Source organism: Burkholderia sp. LS-044 (genome assembly GCF_004803625.1).
In the GTDB taxonomy this organism is placed as follows: Bacteria; Pseudomonadota; Gammaproteobacteria; order Burkholderiales; family Burkholderiaceae; genus Burkholderia; species Burkholderia cepacia.
In genome coordinates this window covers 19,957-35,884 of the sequence record NZ_SSWO01000014.1, presented here as the reverse complement: position 1 = coordinate 35,884, position 15,928 = coordinate 19,957, and the positions used below count along the sequence as shown (strand labels likewise).

16 protein-coding genes are annotated in these 15,928 nt (G+C 67.9%); 15 read left to right on the top strand and 1 reads right to left on the bottom strand.

The window, feature by feature from the left end; all coding sequences use genetic code 11:
- Positions 1 to 49: 49 nt before the first annotated feature.
- Genes E9536_RS29500 through E9536_RS29485 form a run of 4 tightly spaced genes read left to right on the top strand, consistent with a single transcriptional unit; the run spans position 50 to position 4,818 of the window.
- Positions 50 to 2,398: a DUF3141 domain-containing protein gene (locus tag E9536_RS29500; protein ID WP_136471715.1), complete on the top strand. Its 2,349-nt coding sequence runs from the start codon at positions 50 to 52 to the stop codon at positions 2,396 to 2,398.
- A 19-nt stretch (positions 2,399 to 2,417) separates the two neighbouring features.
- Positions 2,418 to 3,356, top strand: coding sequence for a phosphate acetyltransferase (locus E9536_RS29495; RefSeq protein WP_027790717.1), 939 nt, complete (start codon positions 2,418 to 2,420; stop codon positions 3,354 to 3,356).
- Between the two features lie 4 nt (positions 3,357 to 3,360).
- A complete protein-coding gene (locus E9536_RS29490) occupies positions 3,361 to 4,539 on the top strand; it encodes an acetate/propionate family kinase (protein WP_060197521.1) in 1,179 nt (392 codons plus the stop codon).
- Between the two features lie 24 nt (positions 4,540 to 4,563).
- On the top strand, positions 4,564 to 4,818 hold the full coding sequence (locus tag E9536_RS29485; protein ID WP_060085645.1) for a hypothetical protein: 255 nt from the start codon (positions 4,564 to 4,566) through the stop codon (positions 4,816 to 4,818).
- Between the two features lie 89 nt (positions 4,819 to 4,907).
- Here the strand turns inward: E9536_RS29485 and E9536_RS29480 are convergent, their stop codons facing one another.
- Positions 4,908 to 5,312 carry a hypothetical protein gene (locus tag E9536_RS29480; protein WP_136471713.1) on the bottom strand — a complete coding sequence of 135 codons (405 nt, stop codon included), beginning with the start codon at positions 5,310 to 5,312 and terminating at the stop codon, positions 4,908 to 4,910.
- A 340-nt stretch (positions 5,313 to 5,652) separates the two neighbouring features.
- Here E9536_RS29480 and E9536_RS29470 point away from each other — a divergent pair, with 340 nt between their 5' ends.
- The 11 genes from E9536_RS29470 to E9536_RS29420 all read left to right on the top strand — a co-directional run bounded on the left by E9536_RS29470 (position 5,653) and on the right by E9536_RS29420 (position 15,689).
- Complete coding sequence (locus E9536_RS29470; protein ID WP_060085643.1) at positions 5,653 to 6,696, top strand: alpha/beta hydrolase; 1,044 nt, start codon at positions 5,653 to 5,655, stop codon at positions 6,694 to 6,696.
- A complete protein-coding gene (locus E9536_RS29465; protein WP_119338529.1) occupies positions 6,696 to 7,229 on the top strand; it encodes a cytochrome P460 family protein in 534 nt (177 codons plus the stop codon). The genes E9536_RS29470 and E9536_RS29465 overlap by 1 nt, the downstream gene beginning before the upstream one ends.
- Positions 7,230 to 7,533: 304 nt before the next feature.
- Complete coding sequence (locus E9536_RS29460; protein WP_059692880.1) at positions 7,534 to 7,860, top strand: DUF4148 domain-containing protein; 327 nt, start codon at positions 7,534 to 7,536, stop codon at positions 7,858 to 7,860.
- A gap of 83 nt (positions 7,861 to 7,943) precedes the next feature.
- Complete coding sequence (locus E9536_RS29455; RefSeq protein ID WP_136471711.1) at positions 7,944 to 8,735, top strand: alpha/beta hydrolase; 792 nt, start codon at positions 7,944 to 7,946, stop codon at positions 8,733 to 8,735.
- Between the two features lie 76 nt (positions 8,736 to 8,811).
- Positions 8,812 to 10,212: an amidase family protein gene (locus tag E9536_RS29450; protein WP_136471709.1), complete on the top strand. Its 1,401-nt coding sequence runs from the start codon at positions 8,812 to 8,814 to the stop codon at positions 10,210 to 10,212.
- A 422-nt stretch (positions 10,213 to 10,634) separates the two neighbouring features.
- Positions 10,635 to 11,105: a rhodanese-like domain-containing protein gene (locus E9536_RS29445; protein ID WP_021156736.1), complete on the top strand. Its 471-nt coding sequence runs from the start codon at positions 10,635 to 10,637 to the stop codon at positions 11,103 to 11,105.
- A gap of 28 nt (positions 11,106 to 11,133) precedes the next feature.
- A complete protein-coding gene (gene epsC / locus E9536_RS29440) occupies positions 11,134 to 12,072 on the top strand; it encodes a serine O-acetyltransferase EpsC (RefSeq protein ID WP_027790728.1) in 939 nt (312 codons plus the stop codon).
- Between the two features lie 8 nt (positions 12,073 to 12,080).
- Positions 12,081 to 12,302, top strand: a complete 222-nt coding sequence (locus E9536_RS29435) for a helix-turn-helix transcriptional regulator (protein ID WP_021156738.1) — start codon at positions 12,081 to 12,083, stop codon at positions 12,300 to 12,302.
- A 138-nt stretch (positions 12,303 to 12,440) separates the two neighbouring features.
- Entirely contained in the window at positions 12,441 to 13,373 is a 933-nt protein-coding gene (locus E9536_RS29430) for a family 2A encapsulin nanocompartment shell protein (protein WP_027790729.1), read from the top strand.
- Entirely contained in the window at positions 13,348 to 15,348 is a 2,001-nt protein-coding gene (locus E9536_RS29425) for a family 2A encapsulin nanocompartment cargo protein cysteine desulfurase (protein WP_136471707.1), read from the top strand. Before E9536_RS29430 ends, E9536_RS29425 begins: the two co-directional genes overlap by 26 nt.
- A gap of 104 nt (positions 15,349 to 15,452) precedes the next feature.
- Positions 15,453 to 15,689 (top strand): hypothetical protein, encoded by a 237-nt coding sequence (locus E9536_RS29420; RefSeq protein ID WP_136471705.1) that lies wholly within the window; start codon positions 15,453 to 15,455, stop codon positions 15,687 to 15,689.
- Positions 15,690 to 15,928: the final 239 nt, after the last annotated feature.

Sequence of the window (15,928 nt, the reverse complement as noted above, 5' to 3'; positions counted from 1 at the left end):
GCTCCCGGAATGCGTCGAGATTCACCTTGCCCCTCTGGAGAACAGTGTTATGGATGCTGCCACGCAACTGGCGCGCAGTCATGAGATCGCCACGGAGATTGTCCACGTCCTGCAAAAGCGCACGCAGCACGCGCTGGAACAGTACGGGAAACGGTTGGGCGAAGCACTCGACGGCCGCGACGGCCCCGGCCAGGAGCCGGGCGCCGACCCGTTTGCCATGCCATTCTCGCCGCTGGGCGCGTGGCATTACGCGGTCGACGCTGCACAGCGCGCGCTGCTGTTCTGGGACACGCTGCGCGAGCGCGGCGCGCAATATGTCGAGCGCATGGCCGAGGGGCTCAAGCCGGTGCTGCATTTCGACTACGACGTCGTGCTCGACGGCCGGCAGTTCGCACGGCCCGTCAATTACGCGCTCGTTCACATCCAGCCGCCGGATGGCGTGATCGTCGACGCCGGCAAGCGGCCTTACCTGATCATCGATCCGCGCGCGGGGCACGGCCCCGGTATCGGCGGCTTCAAGGACGATTCGCAAGTCGGCGTGGCGTTGCGCGCGGGGCATCCCGTGTATTTCGTCGTGTTCTTCCAGGAGCCCGAGCCCGGCCAGACGTTGCTCGACGTGTGCGCCGCGGAACAGGTGTTCGTGCGGAAAGTGCGGGAGTTGCATCCGGACAGCCTCAAGCCGGCCATCGTCGGCAACTGCCAGGGCGGCTGGGCCGCGATGATGCTCGCGAGTTCGTCGGCGGACGATACGGGCCCGATCGTCATCAACGGCGCCCCGATGTCGTACTGGAGCGGCGCGTGGAGCGACGGGCCCGGCGACAATCCGATGCGCTATGCCGGCGGCATACTCGGCGGCACGTGGCTCGCGTCGTTCGCGTCGGACCTGGGCAACGGCAAGTTCGACGGCGCCTATCTCGTGCAGAACTTCGAGAACCTGAACCCGGCGAACACGTTGTGGGACAAGTATTACCACGTGTACGACCACATCGACACCGAGCCGCCGCGCTTCCTCGAGTTCGAGCGCTGGTGGGGCGGCTACTACCTGATGAACCGCGACGAGATCGAATGGATCACGCGCAACCTGTTCATCGGCAACAAGCTCTGGTCCGGCGAAGTGAAAGACGGATCGGGCAAGGCGTTCGACCTGCGCGAGATCCGCTCGCCGATCATCCTGTTCGCGTCGATGGGCGACAACATCACGCCGCCGCAGCAGGCGTTCAACTGGGTCACGGACATCTACGGCAGCACGGAGGAGATCAAGTCGCGCGGGCAGGTCATCATCGGGTTGGTGGAAGAGGACGTGGGGCATCTCGGCATCTTCGTGTCCGGCAAGGTCGCGAAGAAGGAGCACGCGCAGATCGTCAGCGTGCTGGATGCCGTCGAAACGCTGCCGCCCGGCCTCTATGCGATGTCGATCGAGGAGGTAAAGGGCGCCGACGGGAAGGTCACGTACGACGTCACCTTCGCCGAGCACCGTCTGGAAGAGATCGCGCAATACTTCAACCGCTTCGGGCGCAAGGACGAGCAAGCGTTCGAGGCCGTCGCCGCGTTGTCCGAGTTCACGCAGCGCGCGTATGAACTGTTCATGCAGCCATACGTGCAGCAGGCATCGAACGAGACCACGGCGCACCTGTTGCGCGACTTTCATCCGCTGCGCTTCCAGCGCTGGGCGTTTTCGGAACTGAATCCCTGGCTTCGCTGGCTGAAGCCCGCCGCCGACACGGTCAGGGCCCACCGCCAGCCGGCCGAAGATATCGAGCCGTGGCGCAAGCTCGAGCGGCGTGGCTCGGATATCGTCAGCGCGTCGCTCGATTGTTTCCGCGCGATGCGCGATGCAAGCATCGAGTCGCTGTTCTTCTCGCTGTACACCCAGCCGGCCATGCTTCATTTCGGGGAGCAGTATCGCGACCGTCACGCTGCTGCGCCGGCGGCGGCGGACCCTCGCGACCTGCCGTTCGTGAAGGCGGCGCTCGCGTCGATCGAGCGTGGCGGCTACACCGAAGCGGTTGCGCGCGCGGCGTTTCTGCTCGAGCGCAGCGGCGAACCGTTTCCGCTGGCGCAGCTTGCGACCGAGCGCGAGCTTGCCGAAACCTACGCCGAATACCTGCCGAACCTGCCGCCCGACCAGTGGCGGCGCATCTATGGCGAGCAGGAGATCATCGCGACTTACGCGCCCCAACAGGCCGTCGCCGCGCTGCCGGTGCTGCTTGCCCGGCCGGAGGACCGCCAGCGGCTGCTGACGCTGCTGGACAAGCTACTGGGCGACGCGCGCGTGCAAAGCGCGTCGGTGAGCGAGCAACAGTGGGCGGCGCTGCAACGCATTCGCGCGGTACTGGGCGCGCCGCCTGCCACGCTACCGGCCAGGGGGCCGTTGGCGACACTCGAACGCGTGCAGTGACGGACAGCGAGGAACCGCAATGGAAACCCGACACGAGAAATATCGCCGCCTCATCGAACACTGCCAGGCGCTCGCGCCGATGCCGACGGCCGTCGCGCATCCGTGCGATCGAAGCTCGCTCGAGGGCGCGCTGGAGGCGGCGCGCAAGGGGCTGATCGAGCCGATCCTGGTCGGCCCGCGTGCGCGTATCGAAGCGACCGCCGCGGAGTTGCAGCTACCGATCGGCGACTACGAGATCGTCGATGCGCCGTACAGCGAGGCGTCGGCAGCGGCGGCGGTGCGGCTCGTACGTGACGGCCGCGCGTCCGCGCTGATGAAGGGCAGCCTTCACACCGACGAACTCATGGCCGAAGTGGTGCGGCACGATTCCGGGTTGCGCACGGGCCGGCGCATCAGCCATTGCTTCGTGATGGACGTGCCCGCGCACGCCGATCCGCTGATCGTGACCGACGCGGCGATCAATATCGCGCCGACGCTCGAGGAAAAGGTCGACATCCTGCAGAACGCGATCGATCTCGCGCATGCGCTGGATTTTCCGCAGGTCCGTGTGGCGATCCTCTCGGCCATGGAGACGGTCAACCCGAAAGTGCCGTCGACGCTCGAAGCCGCCGCGCTGTGCAAGATGGTGGATCGGCGGCAGATCACCGGCGCGCTCGTCGACGGCCCGCTGGCGCTCGACAACGCGATCGATCCCGAAGCCGCGCGCATCAAGCAGATCGATTCGCCGGTGGCCGGGCACGCGAACGTGCTGATGGTGCCGAACCTCGAAGCGGGCAACATGCTCGCCAAGAGCCTGTCGTTCCTGGCCGGCGCGGATGCGGCGGGCATCGTGCTCGGCGCGCGCGTGCCGGTCATCCTGACGAGTCGTGCCGATTCGTTGATTACCCGGCTGGCTTCCTGCGCGGTCGCGATGCTCGTCGCGAACGTGCAGCGCGAAGCGGCCCGGCGCGCGGGGTGACGCCATGGCAGACGTGATTCTGGTATTGAATGCCGGCTCGTCGAGCATCAAGTTTTCCGCATTCGACGTGCACGGCGACACGCTCGGCCTGATCGTGCATGGCCAGGTCGAAGGCCTGTACACGGCCACGGCGCACTTCAGCGCCGTCGACCGCCACGCGGAGCGTCACGAACGGCAATGGGCCGGCGGCGATACGTTCGGCCATCAGGAAGGGCTCGAGCAGATCGCCGCGTTCCTGGGCGCGCATCAGGAAGGGCACCGTCTCGCGGCGGTGGGCCATCGCGTCGTGCACGGCGGACAACGCTTCAGCGGCCCGGTGCGCGTCACGCCCGAGATCGTGGCCGAGCTGGAGAAACTGACCCCGCTCGCGCCGTTGCATCAGCCGCACAACCTGACGCCGATTCGTATCCTCGAAACGATGCAGCCCGGCGTCGAGCAGGTGGCCTGCTTCGACACGGCGTTTCACTGCACGCAGCCCGCGGTGACCCAGGCGTTCGCGCTGCCCGCGTCGATCACCAGCCGGGGCGTGCGCCGTTACGGTTTCCACGGGCTCTCGTACGAGTACATCGCGAGCGTGCTGCCCGACGTCGCGCCGGCGGCGGCGCGCGGGCGCACGGTCGTCGCCCATCTCGGCAACGGCGCGAGCATGTGCGCGCTCGTGGCAGGCAAGAGCGTCGCGAGCACGATGGGGTTCACGGCGCTCGACGGGCTGCCGATGGGCACGCGTTGCGGCAGCCTCGATCCGGGCGTCGTGATCTTCCTGATGGAAGCACTCGGGATGGACGTGCGTGCCGTCGAGGATCTGCTCTATCGGCGTTCCGGGTTGCTCGGCGTGTCCGGTATGTCGAGCGACATGCGCACCCTGCTCGCGAGCGACGACCCGCACGCGCGCTTCGCCATCGAGCTGTACGTCTACCGCATCGCGCGCGAACTCGGTTCGCTTGCGGCCGCGATGGAGGGCATCGACGCCGTCGTGTTCACGGCGGGGATCGGCGAGCACGCGGCGGCGGTTCGCGAAGGGGTGTTGCGCCGTGCGGCGTGGCTCGGCGTCGAGATCGATGTCGACGCGAACGGCACGGGCGGGCCGCTGATCACGACGGCATCGAGCCGCGTATCGGCGTGGGTGATCCCGACCGACGAAGAACTGATGATCGCGCGCCATACGCACCGGCTGATCGGGTGACGGGCGAACGAGCAAGGAATCCTCATGGCTGAACTACTGCTGGTCAATGTCGAAGAACACGCGCGCGACGACGAGGTCGGCGCGTTCCTGGCGCGGCATGGATTCCCGCTGTTCGATGCGATCGAGCGCGTGCCGGCCGGGATCGGCACCCCCATCGCACTGCTTCGGTTCGACACGCTGTCGTCGGTGGCGCTTTACACGCTGCGCGCCCGGATCGATCACATCTCGTGGCGGGGCCGCTCGATTCGCGCGCATATCCTGCCGGACCGGAAGGACTGAACGGCTGCGTGCAGCGGCGTGGTTCGAGCGGTGAATGCGGGCCGGCCGGCATGCGGCCTGTGTTCATCGGCGGGGTGGGGCGGTCACCTTCAGATGATCCGGCACGTGCCGTGTACGTCCCTCAGCCACGTGAGAAGCGTCATCGCGGCATAGACACAAGGCAGCACGATCAAAAATCGACGCCACGTGACCTTGAAACGCGGAAGCCGCCGGACGACCGCGGCGAGCGCGATGCAGGCAACCAGCCCGACCGGAAAAATGTTCCAGTTGTCCCTGAAGGCGGCAAAAACGAAAGCCGCCGTGACAAACACGACCCAGACGACGGCACCGCCAAGCGTGTCGCAGTAGGCGGTGGCGTATCCGGAGAACCACGCGAGCAGGAGCGCCGCAAGCCCGAACGCGGTCAGGATGGTCGCGAGCCAGAGCGGCGGCCCGTTCGTGCCCGCCTGGCGCACGGGAGCGTCTTGTTCGTCGGCATTGGTCAATTCGGTCACCTGCAATCGGGCGGGTTGTCACGGCAAGCGGCGTAGTATCGCCGCGTTTCGGCGCCGAAGCGAGAGGCGGTGCGTGGCCACGCCATCGCCGAGGCAGGCCGGCGCGTGGCACATGGCCCCCCGCGAACCCGCATTCCCGCCCGATTTTTGAATCGTCGTGTGTCGTGTTCGCCGACAGATACGTTGGGATACAAAGCCTCGCCAGGGCTCGGGTATAAAACCGGTGAAGCGATTCACACGGCGGCGCGATGCCATGCGCCGCTGCCGAGAACGCAGATTCCCGAGTGCCCGCACGTGCCGCGGGTCACCTTCCTTAGCGATCGACACTGGAGAACGAGCCATGCCCGAAACCGTGAACACCCGCCGCCGCCTGATCCTGGGTACGACGCTGGCGAGCCTCAGCCTCGCCGACCTCGGCTTCAGCGCCCTGGCGCACGCGCAGTCGGCGCCCGATGCAGCGCCTGCGAAGCGCGCGGCCGGCGTCGCGTCGCTGGGCACGATCCACCAGATCGACGCGGGCGTGCTCAACGTCGGGTATGCGGACCTCGGGCCGAAGAACGGCCCGGTCGTGTTCCTGCTGCACGGCTGGCCGTACGACATCTACAGCTATGCGGAAGTCGCGCCGCTGCTCGTCGCGGCCGGCTACCGCGTGATCGTGCCTTACCTGCGCGGCTACGGGTCGACGACGTTCCGCTCGGCCGACACGGTGCGCAACGGCCAGCAGGCCGTGACGGCCGTCGACATCATTGCGCTGATGGATGCGCTGAAGATCGACCGCGCGGTGTTCGGCGGCTACGACTGGGGCGCGCGCACGGCCGACATCATCGCGGCGCTGTGGCCGCAGCGCGTGAAAGCGCTGGTGTCGGTGAGCGGCTACCTGATCGGCAGCCAGGAGGCGAACCGCAAGCCGCTGCCGCCGCAGGCCGAATTCCAGTGGTGGTATCAGTTCTACTTCACGACCGAGCGCGGCGCGCTGGGCTACGCGGCGAACCGCGATGCGTTCAACAAGCTGATCTGGCAGCTCGCATCGCCGAAATGGCAGTTCTCCGACGAAACCTACGCGCGCACGGCCGCGTCGTTCCAGAACCCCGATCACGTGGCGGTGGTGATCCACAACTATCGCTGGCGTCTCGGGCTCGCGAAGGGCGAGGCGCAATACGACGACCTCGAGCGGCGCCTTGCGGCCGGCCCTGCGATTACGGTGCCGACGATCACGATGGAAGGCGATGCGAACGGCGCGCCGCATCCGGAGCCGGCCGCGTACGCGAAGAAGTTCACCGGCAAGTACCAGCACCGCACGATCACCGGCGGCATCGGCCACAACCTGCCGCAGGAAGCGCCGCAGGCGTTCGCGGATGCGATCCTGCAAGTGGAGCACCTGTGATGCGGGCGCGCATGGGTGGAGTGCGCCGCGGGTTCGTCGCGGGCGTGCTGCTGGCCGGCGCGTGGTCGGCGAGCGGCCCGGCCGCGTTCGCGGAGCAGCCGAAGCCGGCTGCCGCCGCCGCGTCGCCGATTTACGGCGTGACGATCCCGCCCGGCTACCGGAAGTGGGAAATGGTCGCCCCGGCCGAAGAAGCCGCGCCGCTCGATGAACTGCGTGTCGTGCTCGGCAATCCCGTCGCGATCCGTGCGCTCGAGCAGGCGACACTGCCGTTTCCGGACGGCACGATCCTGGTGAAACTCGCGTACAAGCGCAAGCAGTCCGACGAGTTCGCGCCGGCGACGGTGCCCGGACAGGCGACGACCGTGCAGGTGATGGTGAAGGACTCGCGCCGCTATGCGTCGACGGGCGGCTGGGGCTTCGGGCGTTTCATCAACGGCGTGCCGGCCGATATCGGCCAGCATCAGACGTGCTTTGCGTGCCATCAGGCGCGGGTGAAGAATCACGACTACGTGTTCACGCGGCTGGCGCCGTGACGTACCCGGTTCGATGTGTTCGACGGAAAGGCGTGCCATGCGTGGCACGCCTTTTTTTCATGGTGGGTGTGCTTTCGTGGAGAACGTCAGCGGAGCGGGCCATGAACGATGCGGTAGCCCGGTTTGTATCGCACTGTATCTGCGGCCGTTCCTGAAAAACTGGCATGCAGAAAGCCCCGGTTCCGGAAACATGCCGGATACGTGGGCGGGTTCTACTGTCGACATGCAGGAAACGTTCGATGCCAGACGATCTGGATCGGATGCCGAATGATCGACCGACCTACTTCCTTCAAGGAGAACCCTCATGAAAGCCGCTCGCATCCTCGCCGTTGCCGTCCTCGCCGCCATCCCCGCCCTGTCGTTTGCCGACACCGGCCACGGCCTCACGCGTGCCGACGTGCGCGCCGAACTCGTCCGCCTGGAACAGGCCGGCTACAACCCGGCGCGTAGCGAACCGCATTACCCGGAAGACGTCGCCGCCGCGCTGCAGGTCGCGCGTTCCGACCAGAACGGCCCGTCGAAGTCGCAAGGCGACAACGTGGCCGACGCATCGACGCGTGCCGGCCATCGCGGCGCGGCGCAAGCGCATTCCGCGCCGAACGCTTACGACGACCTGTACGCGCATTCGTGATCCGGAGCCGCGCCTGCCTCGTGCGCAGGCGCAGCCGCTACCGCGGCACGTTCAAACAACACAACAGAGCAAGGAGTAAAACGATGGCCGGTTTGATGAAACGCGTTCTGGTGTCCGCCGCCGTGATCGGCGGACTGTTCGGTGCGGTCGCGGTGCAGGCTGCGCAGAAGGACGACCTGAAGGGCACGAACGTCGTGCTCGTGCACGGCGCATTCGCCGACGGGTCGAGCTGGAACCGCGTGATTCCGCTGCTCGAGGCGCGCGGGCTGCACGTGGTGTCGGTGCAGAATCCGCTGAGCTCGCTCGGCGACGATGCAGCCGCGACGAAGCGCGCGATCGACGAACAGAAGGGGCCGGTCGTGCTGGTCGGCCATTCGTGGGCCGGCGTCGTGATCAGCGACGCGGGCAACGACGACAAGGTGAAGTCGCTTGTGTACGTCGCCGCGTTCGCACCCGACAACGGCCAGTCGATCGCGGACGTCACGCAGGGGCTGCCGGCACCCGCATGGGCCGGCGAACTGCGCAAGGACGCGGGCGGCTTCGCCACGTTGTCGGACAAGGCGATCGCGCAGGATTTCGCGCCGGACCTGCCGCCCGCGCAGCAGCGCATCGTCGCGGCGACCCAGGGGCCGTGGTACGGCGGGTGCATTTCGGAGAAGGTCACGCAAGCCGCGTGGCATGTGAAGCCGTCGACGTTCGTCGTCGCGACGCAGGACAGGATGATCGATCCGACGCTGCAGGAAACGATGGCGAAGCGGATCGGCGCGACGGTGGCGCGCGTGAACGGCAGCCATGTGTCGATGCTGAGCCAGCCGAAGGCCGTGGCCGATGCGATCATCGCGGCGGCGGAACGCGCGAAGCAGGATGCGCAGTGAGTGAGCGCGGCGCCGCGCTTTCGCAGGGAAGCGCGGTGGCGCGAGTGACGGAGATGTCTTTTCACGAGGAGGAGTCATGACGCAACTGTGGCAACTGCCGGCAACCGAACTCGCGAAACGCGTCCGGCATCGCGACGTGTCCGCGCGCGAAGTGGCGGACGCCGTGCTCGATCGTCTCGACGCGGTGAATCCGGCGATCAACGCGGTGATCGAACACAGGCCCGACGACGTGCGGCGTCAGGCCGACGAAGTCGATCGCGCGATCGCGCGCGGCGACGATCCGGGGCCGCTCGCGGGCGTGCCCGTCACCGTGAAGATCAACGTCGACCAGGCGGGTTTCGCGACGACGAACGGCACGCGCCTGCAGGAGAACCTGATCGCGCATGCCGACAGCCCGGTGGTCGGCAACCTCAGAAAAGCCGGCGGGATCCTGCTCGGCCGCACCAATTCGCCGACGTTCGCGCTGCGCTGGTTCACGTCGAATCTCGTGCACGGCCACACGCGCAATCCGCGCCATCCGTCGCTGACGCCGGGCGGATCGAGCGGCGGCGCGGCGGCGGCCGTGGCCGCGGGAATCGGCCCGCTTGCCGTCGGCACCGACATCGGCGGCTCGGTGCGTTACCCCGCCTACGCATGCGGCGTGCACGGAATCCGGCCGTCGCTCGGGCGCGTGCCGGCGTTCAACGCGTCGTCGCCCGAGCGGGCGATCGGTGCGCAGTTGATGTCGACGGCGGGCCCGATCGCACGCACGATCGACGATCTCGCGCTCGCGCTGCGGGCGTTCGCCGCGCCCGACCCACGCGACCCGTGGCACGTGGCGGTGCCGTTCGACGGATGCGAGGTGCCGAAGCGCGCGGCACTGTGCGTGCGGCCGGGCGGCCTGCAGGTCGTGCCCGAAGTCGAGGCCGCGTTGCGCGATGCCGCGCGACGTCTGGTCGATGCGGGCTGGACCGTCGACGAGATCGACGACACGCCGCCGATGCGTGAGGCCGCGCTGTTGCAGGAGCAGCTCTGGCTCGGCGACGGTTTCGATGCACTGGCGAACGCGGTTGCCGGCGACGGCGATCCGGGCGCGGCGGCGGTGGTCGAGGCCGTGCGCGGCAAGGTGCGCGACCTGCCGGCCGATGTGATCAGCCGCGCGCTCGTCCGGCGTACGACGCTGACGCGACAGTGGCGGCTGTTTCTCGATGAATATGCGGTCGTGTTGCTGCCGGTGTCGTCGGAGCTGCCGTTCCCGGACGATCTCGACCGGCAGGGGCAGGACGGGTTCGATCGCGTGTGGGAGGCGCAGCTCACGTTGCGCGCGCTGCCGGCGATGGGGCTGCCGGGGCTCGCCGTGACGACGTCGCTCGAGAATGGCGTGCCGGTCGGCGTGCAGGTGGTCGCCGCGCACCATCGCGAGGATCTGTGCCTGCTCGCCGGGCGCGACATCGAAGCGCGCGGCGTGCCGGTTGCGCCGGTCGACCCGGTACGGTGACCGGCAGACGCACAAGCGAATGCGTCGGCGATGCCCGTCAGGCATCGTGCAGACGCCTGCCGGCAGCCGGATTTCTTGCATCATCCATGCAGGCGCGCCAGCGCCTGCATTCCATTTCCGCTTCCATCCCAACGCGCCACCCGCCGCGTTGATCGTCTCCCGCGATTCCTTTCGAACACCTTCGATGCGCGACATCGAACGGCCACCATTGCGCCTGTCCTGCTCGCCCGCGAGCCCGCGCCGATAGCGCGCGTCTGCTATTGCATTCCCCGCAACGCTGATTAGGAAATGAATTTTTATTGGTTCAGCTTCCCCGGCCGCCCTCGCATAGTGGCGCTGACGGCTATAGACAGCACGCAAGCTGCAACGGCCGAATTCCCGGTGTTTTTGTTCATACGAATCCGCGAAAACAAGGAAGTGTCATGACGGTTGAACTGGAAGAACGAACTGCTGCGCAGCAGGCGCTCGAAGACGCGCGCGCGGCCGCTGCGGCGGCCGGTACGCCCTATGCGGGCGGTGTCGCGCCGGAAGTCGCGTGGGCGCTGTTCTCGTCCGGCGATGCGCTGCTGGTGGACGTGCGCACGGCCGAGGAACGGAAATTCGTCGGCCACGTGCCGGAATCGCTGCACGTGCCGTGGGCGACCGGCACGAGCCTGACGCGCAATCCGCGCTTCGTGCGCGAACTGGAAGCGAAGACGGGCAAGGCGGCCGTCGTGCTGCTGTTGTGCCGTAGCGGCAACCGCTCGGCGCAGGCGGCCGAGGCCGCGACGAAGGGAGGCTTCACGCAGGTATTCAACGTGCTCGAAGGGTTCGAGGGCGACCTCGACGAACGGCAGCATCGCGGCGGCAGCAACGGCTGGCGCTTCCGCGGCCTGCCGTGGGCACAGGACTGATTCACGGCCGAGACAGGGAGAACGCAGCATGGCCGCATTCGACATCGACGACATCGTTCAATCGCTGCAGACCGTACGCCGCGCATGGCGCGAGAAGCAGCGGCGCTCGCTCGAACCGGGCGGGCGCGACCTGCCGGCGCGCGAAGCGCTCGCGCAGATCATCGGCGCGCTGAAGGGCGTGCTGTTCCCGATGCGGCTCGGGCCGCCCGAGCTGCGCCAGGAGAGCGAGAACTTCCACGTGGCCCACGCGCTCGACGCGGCGCTGAACGCGCTGCTCGCGCAGGTGAAGCTGGAATTGCGCTACGCGGCGCGGCAGCGCAATGCCGACGGGCCGGTCGATCATGTCGACGAAGTCGCGTCGACGGCCGTGCAGGCGTTCGCCGCGCGCCTGCCCGAGATCCGCCGGCTGCTCGACAGCGACGTGCTGGCCGCATTCCACGGCGATCCGGCGGCCGGCAGCGTCGACGAGGTGCTGCTGTGCTATCCGGGCATCCTCGCGATGATCCACCACCGGCTCGCGCACGAGTTGTACGGGCTCGGCCTGCCGCTGCTCGCGCGGATCATCGCCGAACAGGCGCATGCGGAGACCGGCATCGACATTCATCCGGGCGCGCGCATCGGCGCGGGCTTCTTCATCGACCACGGCACCGGCGTCGTGATCGGCGAGACGGCGATCATCGGCGAGCGCGTGCGCGTGTACCAGGCCGTCACGCTCGGCGCGAAACGCTTTCCGCGCGACGCGGCCGGCCATCTCGAGAAAGGGCTCGCACGGCATCCGATCGTCGAGGACGACGTGGTGATCTACGCGGGCGCCACGATCCTCGGCCGCGTGACGATCGGGCGCGGCGCGGTGATCGGCGGCAACGTGTGGCTCACGCAGGACGTGCCGGCCGGCGAGAACATCACGCAGGCGGTGCTGCGCAGCGAAACGAACGCCACGCCGCGCGCGGCGGCGCGTGTCGCCTAGGAGGCGCGATGAGCGACCTCATCCATCACTTCGGCGCCAACGTGCGCAGGCTGCGCGAAGCGCGCACGTGGTCGCAGGAACAGCTGGCCGAGCATGCGGGGCTGAACCGTTCGTATGTCGGCGAGATCGAGCGTGGCGAGGCGATCGCGTCGATCGTCACGGCCGACAAGATCGCGCGCGCGTTCGACGTATCGATCTCGACGCTGCTGCCGGGCACGTTCGTCACCTGAGGCCGCCTCGTCACCTTTCCCTTTCGGTCGCACGCGACATGACGGCTATAGCATGTTGAGCCGGCAGGTGCGTGCTTCCGATAATCACCCAGCGTCATAAGCAATCCCGTTTTTCATCTTAAGAACCCGGAGCCACACATGTCGACCGTTGCAAGCGGCGCGGCTGCGCTGAGCGATCACGCCGCCCGCCAACTAGCGAACGCTACCAAGACCGTCCCCCAGCTTTCCACGATCACGCCGCGCTGGCTGACCCATCTGCTGCAATGGGTACCGGTCGAGGCCGGCATCTATCGCCTGAACCAGGTGAAGAACCCGGAAGCCGTGCGTGCCGCATGCACGCAGCTCGAGGACGAAAGCGTGCTGCCGCAGACCTTCGTGCCGTACGAGGAACAGCCGCGCGAGTATTTCCTGAACGCGGTGAGCACGGTGCTCGACGTGCATACGCGGATCTCCGATCTTTACAGCAGTCCTCATGACCAGATCAAGGAACAGCTGCGCCTGACGATCGAGACGATCAAGGAGCTGCAGGAAAGCCAGCTGATCAACAACCCCGACTACGGGCTGCTCGCGAACGTGACCGACGACCAGCGGATCTTCCCGCTGACGGGCGCGCCGACGCCGGACGACCTCGACGAGCTGCTGACCAAGGTGTGGAAGGAGCCCGCGTTCTTCCTCACGCACCCGCTCGCGATCGCCGCGTTCGGCCGCGAATGCACGCGGCGCGGCGTGCCGCCGCCGACGGTCAGCCTGTTCGGCTCGCAGTTCCTGACGTGGCGCGGCATCCCGCTGATCCCGTCGGACAAAGTGCCGGTCGCGGACGGCAAGACCAAGATCCTGCTGCTGCGCGTCGGCGACAAGCGCCAGGGCGTGGTCGGCCTGTATCAGCCGGGTGTCGCGGGCGAGCAGGGTCCGGGCCTGTCGGTGCGCTTCATGGGGATCAACAACCAGGCGATCGCGTCGTACCTGATCTCGCTGTATTGCTCGCTCGCGGTCCATTCGCCGGATGCGCTGGCTGTCCTCGATGACGTCGAAATCGCCAAGTTCCATGACTATCCCGACACCTACCGTTAATCCCGGCCTGGCCGGCGGCGACGCGCACGCGCTGCCGCACGCGCCGTTGCCGGCCGGCTTGCCCGATCCCGCGACGCTTGCGCGGCTCGCGTCCGAGTTCTTCTCGACGCCGCCCGGGCAGGCCACCGCGCCCGGGTTGTCGGCGGGCAGCGGTGCGGTCGGCGGCGTGCCGTCGGCCTTGCCGGCCGCCGCGCCGATCCTGGCGTCGGTGAGCAACCCGGTCCCGGGCGGCTCGCCGCTCGCGGGGCCGGGCGGCGCGGGCACCGGCGTGCCCGGTCTCGCGCTCCCGCAAGGGAAGGTGCCCGGCGCGAACCTCGCGCCGTCCGCACCGACCCACGTGCTGTCGCTCGGCAACCGCGCACCGGCGCTCGCGCCGCATGCGGCCGCGCAGAACGGGCTGCCCGACAGCGCCGTGTCGATCGCGCCCGCGCTCGAACCGCGCGTCGGCGGCGCGGCGCTCGGCGTGCCGCAAGTGAATGCGCCGGCGCCGGAAGGCGCGGCGAAGGCATCGCCGTACTACTTCACCGACGGTTCGCTGCAGGGCTGGCAGGCGACGCCGCAGGACATCGTCGTGCCGTCGAACGGCCTCGCGTCGCCGGAAGCGTTCGGGCTGCCGGGCGACGACGCGCTGCGCGAGCTGCTCGCCGTGCATCGCGACGTGCCGGCGTCGCGCGCGTCGGGCTCCGATGTGCCGCGTTACTTCATCGACGATACGCACGCAGCTGAGCCACAAGGTCAGCTGTATCGCGGCGCGCACCCGCCGTTCGACGTGAACGCGATCCGCCGCGATTTCCCGATCCTGCAGGAGCGCGTGAACGGCAAGCAGCTCGTGTGGTTCGACAATGCGGCGACGACGCACAAGCCGCAGGCCGTGATCGACCGTCTCGCATACTTCTACGCACACGAGAACTCGAACATTCACCGCGCGGCACATGCGTTGGCCGGCCGCGCGACGGATGCGTACGAGCATGCGCGGGAAACGGTGCGGCGCTTCATCGGCGCATCGTCGCCGGACGAGATCGTGTTCGTGCGCGGCACGACCGAGGCGATCAACCTGATCGCGAAGTCGTGGGGCGTGCAGAACGTCGGCGAAGGCGACGAGATCATCGTGTCGAACCTCGAGCATCACGCGAACATCGTGCCGTGGCAGCAGCTTGCCGCGCTCAAGGGCGCGAAGCTGCGCGTGATTCCGGTCGACGATTCGGGGCAGGTGCTGCTCGACGAATACCGGAAGCTGCTCAACGACCGCACGAAGATCGTGTCCGTCACGCAGGTGTCGAACGCGCTGGGCACGGTTGTGCCGGTGAAGGAGATCGTCGAGCTTGCGCATCGGGCGGGCGCGAAGGCGCTCGTCGACGGCGCACAGTCGATCTCGCACATGCGCGTGGACGTGCAGGCGCTCGATGCGGATTTCTTCGTGTTCTCCGGGCACAAGATCTACGGGCCGACCGGGATCGGCGTCGTGTACGGCAAACGCGCGATCCTCGACGACATGCCGCCCTGGCAGGGCGGCGGCAACATGATCGCGGACGTGACGTTCGAGCGCACGGTGTTCCAGCCGCCGCCGAACCGGTTCGAGGCCGGCACCGGCAACATCGCGGATGCGGTGGGGCTGGGTGCCGCGCTCGACTACGTGAGCCGGGTCGGCATCGAGAACATCGCGCGCTACGAGCACGACCTGCTCGCGTACGCGACGAGCGTGCTCGCACCGGTGCCGGGCGTGCGCCTCGTCGGTACCGCGCGCGACAAGGCGAGCGTGCTGTCGTTCGTGCTGAAGGGCTACGAGACCGAGGAAGTCGGGCAGGCGCTGAACGAAGAGGGCATCGCGGTGCGCTCGGGGCACCACTGCGCGCAGCCGATCCTGCGGCGGTTCGGGCTCGAGGCAACGGTGCGGCCGTCGCTCGCGTTCTACAACACGTGCGACGAAGTCGACGCGCTGGTGAGCGTCGTGAGAAGGCTGGCGACGCGACGCTGACGCATGCCGTCTGCGAGGAGGCCGCTTGTGGCGCCCGGCAACGGGATGTCGCAAGCGGCCTCATTTGCGTGGCGATGCGGGCATGGCGCGCCGCTCGACGTTCCGTGAGCATCCATCCGTCGCGCCCCATCCTCCACAGCCCGGCCGTCGTATCGGGCACGGCCTGGCACCGGATCGGCAACCGGCGCATTGACGGGAGCGCCATTGCGCCGTGCGTTGCGCCTGGCATTCCGCCGGCGCTGCGTTGCGCGATTGCGGTCGAAGTGGTGATCACGAAGTTCGGGCATGGCCCGGCCAAGCTGCGCAGCAGGACGCTGGCGATCAGCGGTCCTGCGGGTTGATTGCTCGCCGAGCGGCTAAGGCATGATCGGCGCGCTTCGGGCAGGGCGGCTGAATGGTTTGTTATCCAGATCAATCTGCGTGGAAGCCGGTACGCAGCGCGCACGGTCGAAAGCAGCCCGACGTGAGCGCAGGGGCGCATCGGCATGCCATCACGCGACACGTGCGCCCGCCAGTGCCCGGGCACCTGGATATTCATCGGATGATTCAGTGTGCAAGCGTTGCACACCTTGCTATCACG